The organism is Stutzerimonas sp. LR2 (assembly GCF_055755175.1).
This window is the reverse complement of sequence record NZ_JBVTRR010000002.1, coordinates 795667-813337: the sequence shown is the minus strand read 5'-3', so window position 1 is coordinate 813337 and position 17671 is coordinate 795667. Positions and strand designations below refer to the sequence as shown.

16 protein-coding genes are annotated in these 17671 nt (G+C 54.5%); 4 read left to right on the top strand and 12 right to left on the bottom strand.

Annotated features, from left to right (window positions below):
• Window positions 1–81: 81 nt before the first annotated feature.
• From ACVRRC_RS10355 to ACVRRC_RS10345, 3 genes are all read right to left on the bottom strand, one after another.
• Window positions 82–1275 carry an HNH endonuclease gene (locus ACVRRC_RS10355; RefSeq protein ID WP_472996968.1) on the bottom strand — a complete coding sequence of 398 codons (1194 nt, stop codon included), beginning with the start codon at window positions 1273–1275 and terminating at the stop codon, window positions 82–84.
• A 179-nt stretch (window positions 1276–1454) separates the two neighbouring features.
• Window positions 1455–2600 carry a protein NO VEIN domain-containing protein gene (locus ACVRRC_RS10350; RefSeq protein ID WP_472996967.1) on the bottom strand — a complete coding sequence of 382 codons (1146 nt, stop codon included), beginning with the start codon at window positions 2598–2600 and terminating at the stop codon, window positions 1455–1457.
• Window positions 2601–2676: 76 nt separating this feature from the next.
• Window positions 2677–3633, bottom strand: coding sequence for a hypothetical protein (locus tag ACVRRC_RS10345; RefSeq protein WP_472996966.1), 957 nt, complete (start codon window positions 3631–3633; stop codon window positions 2677–2679).
• A gap of 752 nt (window positions 3634–4385) precedes the next feature.
• Between ACVRRC_RS10345 and ACVRRC_RS10340 the strand changes: the two genes are divergently transcribed.
• The 3 genes from ACVRRC_RS10340 (at window position 4386) to ACVRRC_RS10330 (ending at window position 6031) form a co-directional block, all read left to right on the top strand.
• Window positions 4386–4712: a hypothetical protein gene (locus ACVRRC_RS10340; protein WP_472996965.1), complete on the top strand. Its 327-nt coding sequence runs from the start codon at window positions 4386–4388 to the stop codon at window positions 4710–4712.
• A gap of 86 nt (window positions 4713–4798) precedes the next feature.
• On the top strand, window positions 4799–5338 hold the full coding sequence (locus tag ACVRRC_RS10335; protein WP_472996964.1) for a hypothetical protein: 540 nt from the start codon (window positions 4799–4801) through the stop codon (window positions 5336–5338).
• A gap of 261 nt (window positions 5339–5599) precedes the next feature.
• Entirely contained in the window at window positions 5600–6031 is a 432-nt protein-coding gene (locus ACVRRC_RS10330; protein ID WP_472996963.1) for a very short patch repair endonuclease, read from the top strand.
• On the opposite strand, the gene ACVRRC_RS10325 is transcribed toward ACVRRC_RS10330, so the two are convergent.
• The 5 genes from ACVRRC_RS10325 to ACVRRC_RS10305 form a co-directional block, all read right to left on the bottom strand.
• Entirely contained in the window at window positions 6012–6779 is a 768-nt protein-coding gene (locus ACVRRC_RS10325) for a GIY-YIG nuclease family protein (RefSeq protein WP_472996962.1), read from the bottom strand. The genes ACVRRC_RS10330 and ACVRRC_RS10325 overlap by 20 nt on opposite strands.
• 112 nt (window positions 6780–6891) lie before the next feature.
• Window positions 6892–7542 (bottom strand): Eco29kI family restriction endonuclease, encoded by a 651-nt coding sequence (locus tag ACVRRC_RS10320; RefSeq protein ID WP_472996961.1) that lies wholly within the window; start codon window positions 7540–7542, stop codon window positions 6892–6894.
• Window positions 7539–8753, bottom strand: a complete 1215-nt coding sequence (locus ACVRRC_RS10315; protein ID WP_472996960.1) for a DNA cytosine methyltransferase — start codon at window positions 8751–8753, stop codon at window positions 7539–7541. Before ACVRRC_RS10315 ends, ACVRRC_RS10320 begins: the two co-directional genes overlap by 4 nt.
• Window positions 8754–8842: 89 nt before the next feature.
• Window positions 8843–9112, bottom strand: a complete 270-nt coding sequence (locus tag ACVRRC_RS10310; RefSeq protein WP_472996959.1) for a hypothetical protein — start codon at window positions 9110–9112, stop codon at window positions 8843–8845.
• 384 nt (window positions 9113–9496) lie between these two features.
• Window positions 9497–12472 carry a toll/interleukin-1 receptor domain-containing protein gene (locus ACVRRC_RS10305; RefSeq protein WP_472996958.1) on the bottom strand — a complete coding sequence of 992 codons (2976 nt, stop codon included), beginning with the start codon at window positions 12470–12472 and terminating at the stop codon, window positions 9497–9499.
• 204 nt (window positions 12473–12676) lie between these two features.
• Here ACVRRC_RS10305 and ACVRRC_RS10300 point away from each other — a divergent pair, with 204 nt between their 5' ends.
• Window positions 12677–14245, top strand: coding sequence for an SNIPE associated domain-containing protein (locus tag ACVRRC_RS10300; protein WP_472996957.1), 1569 nt, complete (start codon window positions 12677–12679; stop codon window positions 14243–14245).
• 53 nt (window positions 14246–14298) lie between these two features.
• Here ACVRRC_RS10300 and ACVRRC_RS10295 read toward each other — a convergent pair whose 3' ends face one another.
• The 4 genes from ACVRRC_RS10295 to ACVRRC_RS10280 all read right to left on the bottom strand — a co-directional run bounded on the left by ACVRRC_RS10295 (window position 14299) and on the right by ACVRRC_RS10280 (window position 17654).
• On the bottom strand, window positions 14299–14421 hold the full coding sequence (locus tag ACVRRC_RS10295) for a hypothetical protein (RefSeq protein WP_472996956.1): 123 nt from the start codon (window positions 14419–14421) through the stop codon (window positions 14299–14301).
• Window positions 14422–14823: 402 nt separating this feature from the next.
• Entirely contained in the window at window positions 14824–15381 is a 558-nt protein-coding gene (locus tag ACVRRC_RS10290) for an AAA family ATPase (protein WP_472996955.1), read from the bottom strand.
• Complete coding sequence (locus ACVRRC_RS10285) at window positions 15378–16031, bottom strand: DUF7002 family protein (protein ID WP_472996954.1); 654 nt, start codon at window positions 16029–16031, stop codon at window positions 15378–15380. Before ACVRRC_RS10285 ends, ACVRRC_RS10290 begins: the two co-directional genes overlap by 4 nt.
• A gap of 12 nt (window positions 16032–16043) precedes the next feature.
• Complete coding sequence (locus ACVRRC_RS10280; protein ID WP_472996953.1) at window positions 16044–17654, bottom strand: adenylosuccinate synthetase; 1611 nt, start codon at window positions 17652–17654, stop codon at window positions 16044–16046.
• Between the last annotated feature and the right edge of the window lie 17 nt (window positions 17655–17671).

The following is a 17671-nucleotide window of genomic DNA, read 5'->3' as shown; positions in this document are numbered from 1 at the left end:
TCGCCCTGGTCTACCTAAACACTTTTGAGCGCCCGCTTTCGGCCAGAAGCGGTCATTAAGTGTCTAGCTAGTAGGTGCGATTCAATCGTCCTCGGCATGATCATCCTCAGAATACTCATCTGAATCTTCATGCAACTCGCGAATTTGTCTAGGGGGCATTCGGAGGATATTCTGGAGATGCCTTTGTTCTTGGTGGATAAAATTGTGGCAGCTGTTGCAAAGAGATATAAGATCTAAATCATTCTCGGCACCAAGCCTGTCATAAACGATGTGGTGTACGCATTCAGCGGGTCGTTTACAAGCTTGACATTCATAGTCATCTCTATGAAAAATTCGGACTCGCGTTCTTTCCCATTCCAGAGATTTGTAATAGGTTCCAAATCTCGAGTTGTCTTTCGTCGCTAACTCGCCAGCTTGAATCAATCTTTGAATTCGTTCTCGATGTTCTAGATGTGCCATTCTCCAAGCATCTCCTCTTCTTCTGTACCAAGCTGTAATCTCTTCCTTGGATCGTTCTTTCAGGGATTCATCGAAAGAGGGGAGCGATGATAGGTCTGGATACTTGCTTTTACTAACGTTGCCTGTGTGATGCCCGCAAAGAGTACATTGCATAACGACAGCAGTCCCTCCCGATTTATAAGTGCGTAAGCGAGCATCAGTGTGGCTGTGGTCGCAATCTTCGAAGTTGGGAGGCGGGTCTTCTAACTGAAATCCAGCATTAAATCCTACCTCGTCGAACTCGGGGAGACTATTCCCCTTGTTTAATTCAGCAACGTAAACGTCATGGCGAGCTGAATTCCAAATATCCCATTCAAACGTGAGTCGCTTATATAAGCCCTCATCAAATTCTGGTAGTTTTTCAATGTCGTATTCTTTCTTCTGTAGCGCCTTTGACTGAGCGCCACACGTTATGCATTGAGTAACCACGTGCAATGTTTCGTTGCGAAACTTTCGCCGAACTACACGCGTTTGGCTATGCCTGCAGCCATATGCCTCCGGCCTTGGAGGCTCAGGGTTCTCAAGTAGAAATTTCTCAACTGCAAGCTCAGGTGAGCTTTTGAATTGATCGAAATCCCGCTCTGGCAATCTGAAGTGATTTTTTAGCTCGCGAATTTTTGTGCTTAAGTTGGCGATTTCAACCCCGGCGGCATCTCTTTCCTCCTTCGTTGCTGTTGCATCTGCCCTAATACAATTAGCGTTAAATTCATCTATTTTCAGCTGAAACAGCTTGGGAAGATACTCATCAAGTGGGTTGTCGCAAAATGGGTATCCCATGTGGCTCTATGTTCCCTTCCGAGGTTAGAGGTGAGTTTTTTCAGCCTCCAATCTCTACGCCTTTTTGCGTCGATTTGCGAGCCCATCCCGCCACCGCTTTAGGCCTTCGATATCAGCGCGGAGTTCGGGCTCGGCTGGCGCGGGTAACAGGCCGCTATTGGCCGACAGCAGCCACAACCCTACCCCACCATGCCCCTGAAACTCGCCCTGTAGTCGATGGCCTTGAGGTGGACATGCTGGGCCAAGTCACCAATGAGGGTGAACAGGCGCGGCCCCTGCCTGAACTGGAAGACCCGGTACAGGAAGAACTGCTCGCCTGCCTCCTTCGAAAACTCAAGCTCGTTGTGGCTGACGAGAAACGATGAGCCCACTCCACCGTTGGTGGTCTTCACCTCGATGAAGCGGTGCTGCGCTTCGTCTTCGAACGACAGGATGTCGAAGCCTGCACCGTCGCCCTGGGTGTCCGATACCCAATCCAACCGTTGGAAAAGCTCGGGATGGCCCGCTGCCGTCAAGCGCTGCTGCTCGAACTCGATCACCCACTGCTCCCCTGCCCGGCCCAGCTTGCGGTTGGCCTCGTCCCGCGCGGCAAAGTCGAACTTGCGCGGCATGCGCTCTCGCACCTTGGCGGAGCTAGGGACAAACGCCTCGCGCTTGGGCGCTTCGACGAGCGCTGCCAGGTAGGTCTTTTCGCTCGGGAGCTTTACTTCCTCCAAAGCATCGACGATGGCGCCGACCGCCTGCTGGTGCTTCAGGACATACGCTTGTACGGATTTACGTAGCAGCAGTTGGCTGTTGCCCCGGGGCTTGTAGCCATTGATGTAGGGCAGCCCCAGCGCGTCGAGCACGGCGCTGATGTTCTGGTGCTTGAGCTCGACCGAGGACTTGCTACGGCCATTTAGCTCGCGCCTCAGGGCCTGGTTGTGCTCGGACTTGTTATAGGCCGCGCCAGCCGCCTCGGCACGGAGCATCTCGAAGTAGTCACGTACCGTGGCCTCGACCTCGGCTTCCGACCAGTCCTCGCCGATGCGAATGATCGTGAAGCCGAGGTTCGTCAGTGCTGGGACCACGGTCGCCTCGCCGCCCGAGAAGCTGTCGGCCGTCAGCGGGCCTTGGCTCGGGAACTGCTTGCCATAGGCGACGCCCGCGATGGCCTTCGAATCGCAGTCGGTACCGGTCTTCGGGTCGCGCACGAGAAAGTCGCGCGACTTCCCGAAGCCGTAGCGTTCCAGAAACTTGGTGCGACCGAGTTGCAGGAACTCGTCGATGGCAGCCTGCACGGCGGCGGGGCTGCGGAGCTGGGAAAGCTGGGAAAGCTGGGACATAACGTGACGTCCTTATCGAGCTATGGTTATCCGGAACTCCATGCACTTAATGAGCGCATCGGGATTCCACTGCGGCTCATGTGGTGGTGTTCAGCACCGTGGCGTGCTTCATGCGTTTTCCGAGGCGCTTGGCTCGCCGGATGCGTTTCCATACCTTGGAAACGTCCTGGTGTGGCGACATAGTCAGACGAGCCATCCAGTAGAGTTTCGAGCTCGTCCCGCGAAGCAGTAGCCGCTCTGCCCGATCGTCCAACTCCACCAGTTCGGAAATGAATCGGTAGAAGGCCGTGTCACTGAGGTATTGATCATTCATCCATTCCACCAGCGCCTCACCGACATTCTTGATCGATGACAGAATCACTGCGCCGGGCAGCACGCAAAGCGCAAATGGCAGTACGATAGCCAGCCACAGCATCCTGATTAGCGCCCAAGCATCTTCTAGAATCTGATCGATAGATCCAAACAGAGTCTCGGCTGACATCGTTGCGATCACGAGCGCCGCGAACACCGCGAGGATGCCCGTCAAATAAGCGGCAAAATTGCCGGCTGAAGGCAAACCGAAGAAGCCTACGGCTCGCCGCCAAAGCGGTTCTTGAGTACGGTTGCGGATCTCGCGCCGCCACTCCCACTCCGAAATGAGTAGCTTGGCAAGGTCGCGAAGTGTTCCCTCGTGCCCAAACGTTGAGCTGAGGTACGCCCGCTTCTCGCTGACCAAGTGCATCGTTGGCGTTCGAAGCGTCACACACCTCGCCCCTGGGTGGAGCTGGCGGTACCGTCGCTCGGCCCCCAAGAAGTAGACCTGAAGCATTCCGAACAGAAGTGGAATCTCGAAAAACAGTAGGGAGAGCTGTTGCGCATTGCCAAGAAAAACCGTCTGCTGCGTCAAGCGAACGTATAGATCTGCTGCCGTCAGCCCCAAGATCAATGATGCCAAGATGACGGATAACCAGAACGCCAGTGAGCCGAGCGCGTAGTAAACCGGGGGTCTAAATGTCTTGCGGTAATGACGAACCTTGTCGCTGATGGCTCTCATCTCACGCCCTCCCCCGTGCCCGCGGGAAGCCGATGCCAGTATCGTCGCGCCGAAGCGTTACGTCGGCGTGCAGGGCACCGACCATCAAGATGCGGTCGGGTTGGTCGGCTTTGCCGGGGGCGACTTCCAGATCGAAGATCAGGCTTTTGGGTTGAGACGGTGAAGCCATCCGGACGGCGATCCTTGCAACAGACTACGGGGCTGCCTGCACTGTAGCGGCAAATGTCTGGTGTAGGTAGGTGCGTGAGGTCGCGGTGGGGTGTGGTTGCGGGGGTTTCCGACGGGTGTCGATAACCCCTAAGACTGGAACGGAGAGCGGAAGAGAAAGAGCAAAGAGCAAAAGAGCAAAGAGCAAAGAGCAAAGAGCAAAAGAGCAAAAGAGTAAAGATAGGGCGTCACCCGGCTGGGCCGGGTCGCGCTGGCGTGCTGCGCATCGAGCCGGCCGGGGTCGTCTCGACCCTAGCGGGCGCTCATCGCTGACGCGGGGGCGGTGGGGATGACTGGCTTCCGCCAGAAGCGGCCCACTCATAATGGGAGCGAACAATCTACACCCGACCATAGACACACTCCCCAGCAATTACGTAGTCTCGAAGCAGTCCTGTCGCGTCTGCTCCGCTACCCATTGTCGCGATTCTGATGTTGAACTCATTTCGTCCAGGAGCTATGCATGGACAGGGAACGTTATTCAACAAAGCGGCACAAGCAACTACGCCATTAATCGTCACAGTTAGTCATTTAAGGAAACACTGCCCATGACAAACGATATGTTCTTGTATGTCATTACATTTGGAGCTTTAGGTGGGCTCTCGTCCTATTTATTAATTCTGTTCTCTGGCTTCGAGAAGCTTCCATCATCCATTCCCGACCAAACAATCCCAATGGCCCTGCAACGTGTGTATTTTTGCTTTGGCCGCATGCTATTCGGGATAGCAACCGCCATAATCACGTGCATGTTCTTAATTGACTACTACCAAGCCGCCGAGCTTAGTAAATATAAACTTTTGGGTTGCGTAGCCGCTGCTGGTTTTACTGTGTCAACATTAAGCCAAATAGCCAAATCCGTCAAAGGACAAGGTTAATTATGGTATCCACATCGAGCCGTATGCACCGTTCCACTCGACCGACCTGGACACTCTCGGCATGTTAAGCCTCTCACGGAAAAACTATGCAATTTGTCGCCGCTCTTGTTGAACATCTCGTTGTCGGCTTGGTGAGCCTCCTATGGCTTCTTCCCATTGGCAACCAACTTACGATTATCCCAGACATCAAGATCGCAGAACACAAGGAATTGCTTATCGCAATTGGCTTGCCCGTGGCTTACGTTGTTGGCATGTATGTGGACATTCTTGCATCTTTACTTTCCTCGTCGATTAAGCGAGCCCTTGATGCTTTCGGTCCCACATGGCGTTCTAAGCTATTTGGCGCACACTTAGCCAACAGCGATCGAAAGTCTTATGAGCGCACGGCAAAAATACTAAAAAATTCACCAGACGAGGCTGCGCGCTACCTATTACAACTTTCCAGCAGGGAGAAAATTGCTCGAGGTGTCTATGTGAACTTTCTTATCGCAGCGGTTGCCAACTTTTTTATCCCGACAGGCAAATACTATGTAGCACCAGCGCTTCTTCTTTTAATGTTTTCACTTGGGCTCTTAGCGTGGCTCCGACTGAACGCCTTGACTGATAACTTTAAGGATCATTGGTAGTGTTCACGGATGTTGCTGCTGAACGAGTGCCGGCGTGCCCGCACGGTCATACACATCACTGGATTCCGAGGCAATCATGGCGCGCTCGCTGCGCGAATTCCCGGGGTTCAGCGGCCTGACGTTGTTCGCATTGCGGATAGGTTATCCTGCGGCCACCAGCCGGCCACGATATTTTTATGGTTTACATTAGCGCCAACTTTTCGCGCGAGCCTGGCACGAGACTATTGACGCGGACAACGCAGGGCTAAGAGCCGTTTAGCTATGGTTGACACGATCAGCACCATTGAGCGCAGCCACATCATGTCATTGGTGAAGGGCAAGAACACCCGTCCTGAGATGCTTGTTCGGCGGTTGGTGCATGGGGCGGGCTTCCGCTATCGACTGCACGACGCCAAGCTTCCCGGCAAACCGGATCTGGTGTTCTCTCGCAAGCGAAAAGTCATTTTCGTACATGGTTGTTTTTGGCATCGCCATGAGGGCTGCGCCCTGGCTCGAACTCCCAAGTCGAACCGGGTTTTTTGGCTGGCAAAGCTCGACGGTAACAAAGCTCGCGACCAGTTAAACCTACAAAAGCTCCATGAGGCGGGCTGGGACGCGTTGGTAGTCTGGGAGTGCGAGCTACGAGAGCTTGATACGCTGGAACGGCGCTTACGGGCATTCCTGACGAATGCCACTACGATCCAGCCAGAATGACCTCGCCATGAATATAGCGCTCATTCTCTTTGTAGATGATCACATAACCAGGCAGCGCCGTGATTTGCCACTCTTCGCCCAAAACGGTTTTAACCTGTCGAAGGACATTCATAACACTGCTCTCCTCCCAACGCAGGCTGACCTGCGTTTCAACCAGGTCAGTATGTGGCCGTTTGGAACGACCGGCGGCATTCTGATACCTGACCGTGTAGGCCAATTGCTCTTTTAATTGTCTCAGCACCTCGGCCACATTACGGTCACCTTCAGGCTGAACGACACGCGCCTTAAAACCTAGGTCGATGGGATAGATACTGTCGAAATGGCTCTTCTTAACCACGGACTTGTCTCTGTTACGCCCAGGATCGTTGGAGCCGAAACCGCTGAGATTCCAGGCTAGGGAAACGCCGGCGCCGCGGTAATGCCTGATGAGCAAATCCTCGAGATCCATCGCGGTAAACACGTAGACCCGAACAGCCTTGAATGCAACCTGACTCTGATGCAGATTCCGGCGAGAGCGGATTTTCTTCGCGTGGCGCAGCAGTCGTTGCCTCAAACCGGCGTCCGCGTCGGTTTTCCCCACGTAGACCAGATCGCCATCAAAAAACAGCTGGTAGACCCCCTGCTGCTCCGGCACCTTTAGAACCGCTTCCTCATTGAGTGGCCCCGGCGTCATTTGCTCGAACAAGTCGACTAATTCCGCCAACAGTGCGGAAGGCAGATCAAACTCCAGATCCTTGAAATACTCCATGTCTCTTCGACTTCCCTTAGTCAAATCACACGCCGCAAGCCGCACGCCTGCAGTAGCGTCGAACCAGAGACGCTGCCGTTCGGCAGCAGGGCTGACTTTTTAGATATTAGAGTTACTCGCCTTCAGCCTCGATGAATTGACCTGAAAGGCATGCCGGCAACACTCGGAGGTAAGTTTCGGCATCCTGGGCGATCTGCTCTTGCGACTCTGGGCGCTCCACGAGACGCATGGCCCACTCCCGTCCAGGATGCAAGACGTCCCATCGGGGGCGCATGCCAGCGTGCCGCCCCTTGCCGGGGTTGTGGTTTCCGAAGCCGTCAATAAGCGAATTCCACACCGGGGTGAAGCGGGCAATAATCAACGACTCACCAAGCGGAATCCAAATATCGTCCACCACAAGAAAGCGACAATAAAAATCGTCGATGTTTAGGTTTTCAGCGGCGCGAATGCTGTCGGCATGTTCCTTCAAACGCTTATGCAAAACCTTACCAGCCGGCACCTCAAGATTTGCCCCCATCCGTGCGCCGGGCGGAACAGCCTTGCCTACATAGATAGGCAGCATGAACTTTCCGTCGCGGTTCAACCGGGAAACCTGCCCGTATGCAGGGAAGTCGCCCGAGTAATAGATGGCATAAATGCCCGCGCCCTCGAACGCCGGCAAATCACCTAGCGGATGGATCTCCTTTGTCAACAACGCCTCGGCGACGCTTGCGCCAAGGTTCTTTTTATCCAGCGGGTTGAACGGAATTACCTTTCCAGTCACGCGATTTCCCTTCCCTTGCTCATGCTCGTTGTTTTCAGCCTGGTCAGTTCGGCAATGGCCAGTTGCTCAGCCACGCTCGAAGCTACCCGCTGGGCCAGCAGCACTGGCACCGCGTTGCCCAGCTGGCGCATCGTTTCAGTCCAGCTGCCATGAAACCTATAGCCATCCGGGAACGTTTGAATGCGCGCGCTTTCGCGCACCGTGAAATACCGGACGCTGCCGTCGCGTCGAACCAGCATGTTCTCGCCGCCTGGAACACCATGGTCGCCCGCTTTGAGCGTCTTGGCGGGAAGGTCGAGTGGGCTGCCGGTGTGTCCGGGATACACGCGGGCGCCGTCCTGAAAGAGGTGATTGGGCACGGCCTCGGCCGCCGGCGACTCTGGATCGGGCAAGTCATGAATAACGTCCCTGACGGTGCGCCAAGGCAGCGTTGTCAATGGAGTTTTCGCGGCCCGAAGCTTCTCGACGCGACCGGCAAGCTTCGCGGGCACTTCCGGCATCGGCAGTCCATGACGCGACCAATATACGCCGGTGACCCACTGGTCATGCAGCAGGGCGTCGTAGCTATGAGTCGGCGCCGGGAATGACCACTCCACTCCGAGGTCATCCCTGAAACCGACCAGAAATACTCGCTCGCGCTTTTGAGGAACGCCATAGTTGGCGGCGTTCACCAAAGTGGGCACGACATTGTACGTCAGGCCCACGCCCTTGGTTTTGCCCGAGGTTCGCTCCTCCTGCAGGCGCTTGAGGTGCACACTCCAATCCTCGTCGCCGATGGGCGGCAGTTCCGGAAACTCAAGCTGAAGCTGGATGTAGTGAAAGTAATTGGCGAACGTCGCGCGGGTGAGTCCCTTCACGTTCTCGACGATGAACGCTTTCGGCCTCAGGCGCCGGATCACCTCGACGGTGGCGGGAAACATGTCTCGCTTGTCCGCCTGGGCGCTGTGCTTGCCGCCAATCGAGAAAGGCTGACAAGGCGGGCCTCCCGAAAGCAGCTCAATGTCTTTCGGGATGGAGTTCCAATCGAACTCGCGCACATCCCCTTCGTGAAGATTCCAGCTCGCCAGCAGCGGATATCCACGCCGCTTATTTTCCCTCACGGTGTCGCAGGCCCATTTGTCCCACTCCACCACCGCAAGGTGATCGAAGCCTGCGATCTCGCAACCCATTGCCAGGCCACCTGCGCCGGCGAATAGTTCCACTGATCTCATTGCCCCGCCCTCGAAATCGACCCGCAAAAATGCGCTGAATGTTACCAAAGCGATGCATCTCAGACACGTTGAAATGTCTGGTACGTTCTTTAAGGCATGATCACCGGGAGGAACGGTACGTTAAAAATACCGCAAGCCAGAGGGACCGGCGTTGTGGCGCAGACGAACCTTGCGCCCTGCCCCAGGCCGTCCAAGGCGTCGAGGACGCTGGGCAGGTCCTTGTCGACCTTGCGTTCTAGTTCCTCTCCCGTGTCGGGGCGCAGGGCACCGACCATGAAGATGCGGTCGGGTTGGTCGGCTTTGCCGGGGGCGACTTCAAGATCGAAGATCAGGCTTTTGGGTTGAGACGGTGAAGCCATCCGGACGGCGATCCTTGCAACAGACTACGGGGCTGCCTGCACTGTAGCGGCAAATGCCCGGTGTAGGTAGGTGCGTGAGGTCGCGGTGGGGTGTGGTTGCGGGGGTTTCAGACGGGTGCCGGTAACCCCTCTAAGACTGGAACAGAGAGCGGAAGAGAAAGAGCAAAAGAGCAAAAGAGCAAAGGATCGGGCGTCACCCGGCTGGGCCGGTCGCGCTGGCGTGCTGCGCATCGAGACGGCCGGGGCCGTCTCGCCCCAGGGGGCGCTCATCGCTGACGCGAGGGAGTGGTGGCGATGGCGGGTTTCGTCCAGAAGTGCGCACCCATGGTATGCCCATGGAATGAAGGCAGGCCAATCTCAATCTAGACATCACTCCCTTTCCGTTTAACTCACCGCTGCAATGAAGCGCTTGAGCCTCGCATCCGGATATCCGTCGCTCAAAAATCGACGAACGCTCGATTTGAACTCAGGGGCAATCTCGTAAAAATCAGCAACCGTCTTGGCCTTAGTATGAAGAATGTACCCAGCTGCAATTAACCGATCGAACTTATCCGCTGCAAGTCCTGGCACCTTGTTCGAGAACTTGATGAACTGTCGACGATTATCGATAAATCGGTCACCTCTAAAAAATGAGTGGAAGAAGCGAGTGATCTCCGCAGAGATCATCGCCTTTTCTTCCGCCTTAGCCCCCTGCGTGACGGCGAAAGCTTCCTGCAGATCCCCTAAGTCACATGTTGTGTCAATCATGCAAGGGGTGAGTTGCGTGTTCTTGATAGCGAGGTCTGCGCAATTCTCGAAGATTGAATACATGAACTTTGTATCACTGAACCGGCACGCCATTAGATTACGATAGCCATAAAACCTCGATTGAGTGATGACCAAGTTCGATAAGTCTATAGCCGGGAATGTGCCTTTGATGTGCAGTCCCGAGAGCGTTCGCGGGGAGGTGTCTCGCTCGTGCAGGTCAAAGAAGAGAAGTAATTTATCCGTTGTCTCCTGCATCGATTGTTTATGACATGAAAAGTAAAGATGTAGCAGGCTAGCAAGTGCTCCTTTGGCGAACTCAATCTCCGCTTTTGTAATTTTTGTGGAGGCCTCCGAAATGGCTTGATCGCGGAGCTTTGGGACGATGGAAACGAGCGCCTTCTCGATATTCGCGAGATTTGCTCTAAAGAAACGCTTGAGCTCCTGTGACTCCTCGCTATCCGGATCCAGTCGAGAAAAAGCGCGAACGGCACTTTTCTCAAGGCTTGCGTGCTGGAGTCCGCGTAGCATTAGTAGCACTTCGAAGTATGAGCTCAGGAAGGAGTAGCGAAGTTCAATGTCGTTACCTGCAACCACTAGAAGCGGATTTAGTTCAAATTTCGCAGCTAATGAGTCCGCTCGGGCCTCATACAGAATTCTGAGTCGTTCGTGCATCTCAGCAATGGGCCACCGTTTACCGAAGTCAATCACGAGATCTGAGACAAGCTCAACAACCTCAACTATCGGAATGTCGATGTCATGACGTGTTTTCTCACGACGTAAAATAGAGTAAACAATATGATCGGTCAGATCGTTGTTCGAGGGATATGGTGTCAAATCATCCGACACCTCGAACTCTTCTGTTTTTCCTTCGAGCAGTTCGTCTTCGACTACCGTCGTTGAGATATCGGCAAGGAAAGGAATAATTCTGCCCTCGTTATCTCGAATGCGAATCTTGGCAATCTGGGCCATAACCTTTTCAACCATCGCCCTACCCTCGCCATAACCGGCGAGCCGCCGGTTGACGTAGCGCCGACAACTCTCCGAGTCGAAACCCAGGAGTTCGTAGCGCTCAATCGCCAGAGCTTCTAGCCGAGTTTCTTCCGCAACGACGTTATTACGTGTCGTAAGGAGCACATGAGAGCTGCCAAGCTGATCGTGAAGATGCTTTAGGGATTCTAGGAAGGCACTGACATCGAATCGTTCTTGAAAAAGTGAAGTCAGTTCGTCAAGACCGTCAATGATGACGGTAAGGTTGCCGCACACAACCGCGAGGTCGAACGTGGCTCGCTCGAACAGTCTTCCGTGCCCCTGATACTTTGCGTATAGCTCATAGATATCATAGATCGTTTCGATTCGAGATTGGGCCAATCCGCGCTCTGCAACATATTTCTTGATGGACTCGGCTTGAATAAGAATGACCGAGGAGCGCAAGTCTTCTCTAAAGTGAAGTCGCTTGGCGACAGACAAACACAGCGAGGTCTTCCCCATTCCTCCCGGGGCCACTATGAGGTGGGCTGCCACCCTTGACGGTTTCTGGAGGACACCAACAATGTGATCTAGCCCCGACTCAACTCGAACGAGTTCTCCACTCTCGCTGCTCATGTAGGTCAAAGCCTGATTTGTGTAATTTTCGATAGGGCTAGGAGGGTCAATGCCTTTCAATGTGGCATCAATACAATACTCCCAGATGTACTCCTTATATGTGCATTCGTGTATTCGAGTCGCGAGCCCTGCCTCAGCAAACGCGCGAGCAATAAGCTCCTGCTCCGGACGGGCAACGCGGGGCCGGAGCACGGTGATATCGATAGGGTTTAGCCCAGACTTCAATAATTGCTTTGCAGCATGCTGAACACTATGTTTGATTGTTCCGCTGGCGTGCAGCGCAAGGAAGTAGCTGAGTGCCGGGGATTTTGTTTCCCATAACTCGTATTTCACCCGGTTGCTACCTGAGAAGTCGGTGCCATCAGGACCGCTAACGATAGCGCGCCTATTTGGGTGATTGACCTGAATGAGCTCTTCTACCCGTGTGAAATCATAGGAGCCTTCTGCAAAAGCAGCGAGACTTCGCCGCTTTTTGGGACGCTCTGCTGTGCCTCGGTTTTGCAACAAGGCAAGCAGCTCTTCGACGCGCCTAGGAAATTGGTTGTCCTCCGTGAAGTCAACATGGAAGTGCCCTGACAAGTATCGGGGCGTGGAGTTCGGCTCGCGCTGCAGCATTATCAAATTACTGCGCTTATCGCGCAGCATGCCGTCCCAGTGCAAGGCGCTTGTTAGGAAAGTCTCAAGCCCCACTCCATTTTTGCGATCATCTGCCTTTGTCTTGTACTTTGTCGTGCCGACAACCAGTACATAGTCAGCTTCATGAATTCCTGCCTCCATGAAGTAGTTTTTGTCGACCAGACTGTCAAGGTCATAGCCATCCCAAGTGACCGATATTTCTTCGATCTCTTCCAGAGTGTCTGCTAGCTTTTTCACCCATGCTTGATGTGCCGGGCTATCCCAGCTGTAAGAAATGAACACCCTGATGCTTGACATTTTTTCCCTAATCATGTATGCGTCATTTGATGCTGTGTCTTCAATAACATTCTGCCTGATGAGTTCGGCCCAAGGCATACATTGATTTGCCCTGGTTTCGGGCGCACCCCAAACCTTATGGGGCAGACTAGGCGTTACTAATCAGTCCGTTCTTGAGCAAAAGTGACTCCTACACTACACCGAAGTCCGTCCCTTGAGCCAAGTCAATTCCCGCTGAAGTGATAGCCTAACGCCATCATCGCCGGTGTACCATTGCCCTCAATCAAGGGAAAGGACGCCGAGATGGAACTCTTACTGGTCATTGCCGTAGTCGCAGCATTCGTACTGCTGGTCAAACACACCAAGGCCAAGGGCCGCATCTCCGAGCTGACGTTCGACCTCAAGGCACGTCAGAACGAGATCGAGGATCTAGAGCGAGAGGTGGGGCGCCTGCGCGGCGACCTGCAGACGCAGCTTCAGGAACTGCAGCGCTTCAAGCCCATTCAGGACGTTGAAGCGGAAGCCAAGCGCCTTCGAGTCGAAGCGGAGGCGCAACGGGACGACCTGGTGCAAGGTGCCCGCAATCGGCTCGAAAAGGCCGAGGAAAAACTCCAGTCCGCCGTGGCGGAAGCCGACCGGATCGTGGCCATGGCCAACGAACGGGCGCAGGAGATCGCCGGCGATGCCTTCGCCGCGATGGGCAAGGCCAAGGAGCTGACCGAAGCCGCTCAGGCGATGAAGAACATTATCGAGGGGTACGGCGACAGCTATATCGTGCCGACCTACAACCTGCTCGATGACCTGGCCGAGGAATTCGGTTTCACCGAGGCCGGGAAGGAACTGAAGCAGGCGAGGGAATCCTCCCGCCTGATGGTCAAGCTCGGCCGTTCGGCCACTTGCGACTACGTCGAGGCCAACCGACGCGAGATCGCCATTCGCTTCGTTACCGATGCCTTCAACGGCAAGGTGGACTCCATACTCTCCCGAACCAAGACGGACAACCACGGCAAGCTGGAGCAGGAGATCCGTGATGCTTTTGCCCTGGTGAACCTCAACGGCTCCCCGTTCCGTAATGCCCGTATCACCGAGGACTACCTCAAGGCCCGGCTGGAGGAGCTGAAGTGGGCGGTGACTGCACGTGTGCTGAAGGAACGCGAGCGCGAGGAGCAGCGTCAGCTGCGCGAGCAAATGCGAGAGGAAGAGAAGGCTCGGCGCGAATACGAGCGCGCGATCAAGGAAGCAGCCAAGGAAGAGAGCACCCTGCGCAAGGCGATGGAGAAGGCTCAGCAGCAGGTTGCTGCGGCCAATGAAGCGCAGCGGGCGGAGTTTGAAGCGCGCCTAGCGGCGCTGCAGGAGCAGCTCAAGGCGGCCGAGGAAAAGAACCAGCGCGCCCTCTCCATGGCGCAGCAGACGCGAGCCGGCCACGTCTACGTCATTTCCAACATCGGCTCCTTCGGCGAAGAGGTGTTCAAGATCGGCATGACGCGCCGGCTCGAACCGCTCGATCGTATCCGCGAGCTGGGCGATGCGAGCGTCCCCTTCGAGTTCGACGTACACGCCATGATCTTCAGCGACGACGCACCTGGACTGGAGAAGCAGCTGCACCGCCATTTCCTGCGTCAGCAAATCAACAAGGTCAACCCGCGCAAGGAGTTCTTCCGCCTGGAACTGGAAGAGATACGCCAAGAACTCGAAACGCTCGGCGTCGAGACCCACTGGACCATGAGCGCCCTCGCCCACGAGTTCCGTGAAACGCTGCGTATCGAGCAGCAGATCCGTGACAACCCGGCGATCGCTGCGGAATGGACGCGTCACCAGATCGAGGTTGAGGCTGCGCTGGATGTTGTCGAGGAAGAGGAAGTGCTGAGTTAGAAGTGGCAGATCAACCAACTAGGAACTGCCCTACCCTCACCCGCTCAACATCATCATGAAACGAGCCCCACAAAAGCAGACCCACCGACCATGAAGATACGGTCGGGTTGGTCGGCTTTGCCGGAGGCGACTTCCAGATCGAGGATCAGGCTTTTGGGCTGAAACGGTGAAGCCATCCGGACGGCGATCCTTGCAACGGACTACGGGGCTGCCTGCACTGTAGCGGCAAATGCCCGGTGTAGGTAGGTGCCTGAGGTTGCGGTGGGGGTGTGGTTACGGGGGTTTTCCGACGGATGTCGATACCTCTAAGACTGGAAAGAGAGCAGAAGAGAAAGCGCAAAAGAGCAAAAGAGCAAAAGAGCAAAAGAGTCAGGCGTCACCCGGCTGGGCCGGGTCGTGCTGCCGAACTGCGCATCGAGCCGGCCGGGGCCGTCTCGACCATGGGGGCGCTCATCGCTGACGCGGGGGAATGGTCGCGATGGCAGGTTTCAGCCAATAGCTGCCAATCGTGAGCAGCTGACATCGACCTATTGAGGGCGCTGTGAAAAGCAGCATTCGGTCGTCAGCAAGTATCTCGACTAGAGGTCTACCCAGTTGGCGAGAAGCAGGGCTGCATCTTCACTGCTCAGTTCTTCTAGGCTAATTAGTCGATCGGCGATCTGCGAAAGGCTGCGCGAAGACCGCTCGTTAGGATGGTTAATCGCCTCCTCATAAGGCACGGTATCATCCGATCGGGCCCGAGACTCGTAGCGTTTCTTAAGAACATGCTCAGGAGAGGTGAAGTGGACATGCCTTACTGAGGAGCCGAAGTAATTTCGGAATTGGCTAATTTGCTCAGGCTTTCTGACGGCATCAAATACCCAGAGTTTCTGCTCCGGTTTCGCTTTAGTTTGCGGTAAGGCGATATCCGAAACCACCCAGCCAAACTGCGTTTTCAGATCAAGCGTATCGCCTAGCAATTGAAGGTTCGCCCTATTCCAGGCAATCCCTTTCGTTGCTGCCAGTTCTCTGAGGTAGGAGCTGGACTGAATTGCGACATATCCGTGCTTTACAGTCAGCAGCTCTCGAACCGAGGTTTTTCCAACGGCAAGTGGCCCACTTATTAGAAGTATTGACTGCCGGATCGTCGAGCTCATAGAGCTATATTTCCGATCACATCCTGGCCGCGAATTGAACGAACCTCCACAACGTAATCACTGATATTGGGAATGCTGTAGTCTGTCACCACTTCAACTACTGTTTTAGCTGGCCCCCCGCTCGTTCGCTTCACGGGATAATCCTCAATACTCATAAAGTCATCAATTCCGCGGGGATGTGGCATTGGAAACGTATTACCCGAGTTCATTCGGCAGAGCATAATTTTCTCCGCGTAGTCTTGGACAAAGGATTCTGTGTCTATTGTCAGTACGTCATGAGTGAGCTTCTTGTAGGCGCGTGCATTAAGCAGCTTGAATAGACGATGCTCCTCAGCCCACATAAAGACTTTACTGTTGATGAGTTTGTACCACTGAGCTGGCGTGGTGCCATCTACAAGCGCCTCTTCGAGGCGCTTGGGCGGCATCGGAATCTGATCTCTCAACACGATTGAGTCGCCATCCGCGCCCACTGTCACCTTGCTAGGGCGGTGACTCTCTTCCAGTTTTTGGCGCTCAAATCCAGCGATGTTGTAGCGATCAAGCACTGCAAGCGTGCTAAGCAACCCGTGCGCTTTGATAGATGACCAAGTACCCTCCTCGGCCATGTGATACAAGCGCGGATAGTGAGCAACGAACACCTTTAGCTGCATTATGGTCCTCGACTACCACATTCTTCGATCGATGATATTTCTTTCGTTAAAAGCCGTAGAAATCATTGACACCGAGATCCCGCTTACTTTTTCAATCTCCTCAATGAACCGGAGGGTTTTGTCAGAAAGCTGTTCGTAGCGAAAAGCAGTGCGGTTTTTAATGTCGATGTAGTCAGCGAACGTAAGGGCAATATCTGTAGGGCCGTTCAAGAGCAGCGATCTCCGGAGCTGGGCCCAGTCAAACTCTGCAACTCGGCGAGGTCGGTGAGAAACTGAACCCACCTCGGTTAGCAAAAGCTCTGAAGCCGGAATCCCAGACCTTTGCGCAATATCGCTAAACTCGATCTGCTGACTCATAAAGCCGGAGGAGTTCCCAGTCACTGAGTTTCCTACACGGATTGGGTAGGTTCTGCAAACCATCATGACCTTTCTCACGTGCCTTGGTGAGAGTCCCGCTTCAGATAAACACGCAGCCGCCGTCGTAGCTCTGGACGTCACATGAGGATAATAGCCGTGATGAAGGCTTAGTGAAGTGCCTTGGGTTCCTTCAAGCATAATTTTTTTGCCGCCGGAGAGGCATGTAGCGAAGAACTCTATCGAATCCTTTATGTAGTGCTTAAGGCTCGGGATGTTCTTAGCGAGACGGACCTTGGATTCCGGGACTCTGTCGAGTATTTTTCTGGCGGTCGCCTTCCCTATTCCTTGTGCGGTAGAGCCAATTGCCGATTTTAGCGTTTGCTCTTCCCACTCGATATCTTCTGGGTCAATGATCATTGCTTGGGGATCAATAATCACTTTTTCAAAGGTTAACGCTAACTCTGTAATTTCTCTAAGAAGGATCTCTAAGCTGATCACAGCTCCAGCGCCAATCACCAGGGTGGCGTCTTTATTTCCGAGTGCGCCAGACGGCAGTTGCCTGAATGTGTAGGGCTTGTCATCAACCCTGAACACCATATGTCCAGCATTCGGCCCACCTACGCGAACGAGAACGTCGTATTCAGGAGCAAGATAATGCGCAATATTTCCCTTGCCTTCGCTGCCGTACTGACCACCCACCAGCACGTCCACCACGGGAAGGGCGATTATCGGGCGATTCTCCAATCGCGCGATGACTCGCGCATATACGTCCTCTCGATTACAACGGTCGCTGTCTATTACCACATCAGCAATTTTGGCCAACGCGTTTGAGTGACGCTCTGTAGAAAAGCCCGAAACCTCGCCATAGCTCGCTATTTCAACAGGGTTTCCACGATCCTCGTACCGTTTGGTCAGTACGGGCTCGCTAGCTTGAAGGTGGACGTGGGTCACTAGCCATCCGCTGTTACGCAGGCATCTTATCTGATCGGCTGACCTTACTGCATCGACTACCACCAACGAAAGATCCTTGTCATTCACAAGGCGTGCGTTAAGCGTATCCGCGACCCATGCGCCCTGGGTTTCACGATCCAACTTAAGACCAGCGTTATGGCGTGCTCTTCGAGAAGTGCCCGTACCGGGAAGAAGTAGCTGTATGAGCTCTTTGGTCTTCACCAGCTCCGCACCTGACTTCGCGGCCAAGAGTTTCGCTAACGTTGTTTTCCCTGCGCAGACACGGCCTGATAGAACGATAGCTTTAGGTCTCATCCGTCTTCCTTGGCGAC

Bases quoted from the DNA above. Each gene is read 5' to 3' on its own strand.
- ACVRRC_RS10355 (WP_472996968.1), bottom strand. From the start codon at position 1,275: ATGGGATACCCATTTTGCGACAACCCACTTGATGAGTATCTTCCCAAG.
- ACVRRC_RS10350 (WP_472996967.1), bottom strand. From the start codon at position 2,600: ATGTCCCAGCTTTCCCAGCTTTCCCAGCTCCGCAGCCCCGCCGCCGTG.
- ACVRRC_RS10345 (WP_472996966.1), bottom strand. From the start codon at position 3,633: ATGAGAGCCATCAGCGACAAGGTTCGTCATTACCGCAAGACATTTAGA.
- ACVRRC_RS10340 (WP_472996965.1), top strand. From the start codon at position 4,386: ATGACAAACGATATGTTCTTGTATGTCATTACATTTGGAGCTTTAGGT.
- ACVRRC_RS10335 (WP_472996964.1), top strand. From the start codon at position 4,799: ATGCAATTTGTCGCCGCTCTTGTTGAACATCTCGTTGTCGGCTTGGTG.
- ACVRRC_RS10330 (WP_472996963.1), top strand. From the start codon at position 5,600: ATGGTTGACACGATCAGCACCATTGAGCGCAGCCACATCATGTCATTG.
- ACVRRC_RS10325 (WP_472996962.1), bottom strand. From the start codon at position 6,779: ATGGAGTATTTCAAGGATCTGGAGTTTGATCTGCCTTCCGCACTGTTG.
- ACVRRC_RS10315 (WP_472996960.1), bottom strand. From the start codon at position 8,753: ATGAGATCAGTGGAACTATTCGCCGGCGCAGGTGGCCTGGCAATGGGT.
- ACVRRC_RS10310 (WP_472996959.1), bottom strand. From the start codon at position 9,112: ATGGCTTCACCGTCTCAACCCAAAAGCCTGATCTTCGATCTTGAAGTC.
- ACVRRC_RS10305 (WP_472996958.1), bottom strand. From the start codon at position 12,472: ATGCCTTGGGCCGAACTCATCAGGCAGAATGTTATTGAAGACACAGCA.
- ACVRRC_RS10300 (WP_472996957.1), top strand. From the start codon at position 12,677: ATGGAACTCTTACTGGTCATTGCCGTAGTCGCAGCATTCGTACTGCTG.
- ACVRRC_RS10295 (WP_472996956.1), bottom strand. From the start codon at position 14,421: ATGGCTTCACCGTTTCAGCCCAAAAGCCTGATCCTCGATCTGGAAGTC.
- ACVRRC_RS10290 (WP_472996955.1), bottom strand. From the start codon at position 15,381: ATGAGCTCGACGATCCGGCAGTCAATACTTCTAATAAGTGGGCCACTT.
- ACVRRC_RS10285 (WP_472996954.1), bottom strand. From the start codon at position 16,031: ATGCAGCTAAAGGTGTTCGTTGCTCACTATCCGCGCTTGTATCACATG.
- ACVRRC_RS10280 (WP_472996953.1), bottom strand. From the start codon at position 17,654: ATGAGACCTAAAGCTATCGTTCTATCAGGCCGTGTCTGCGCAGGGAAA.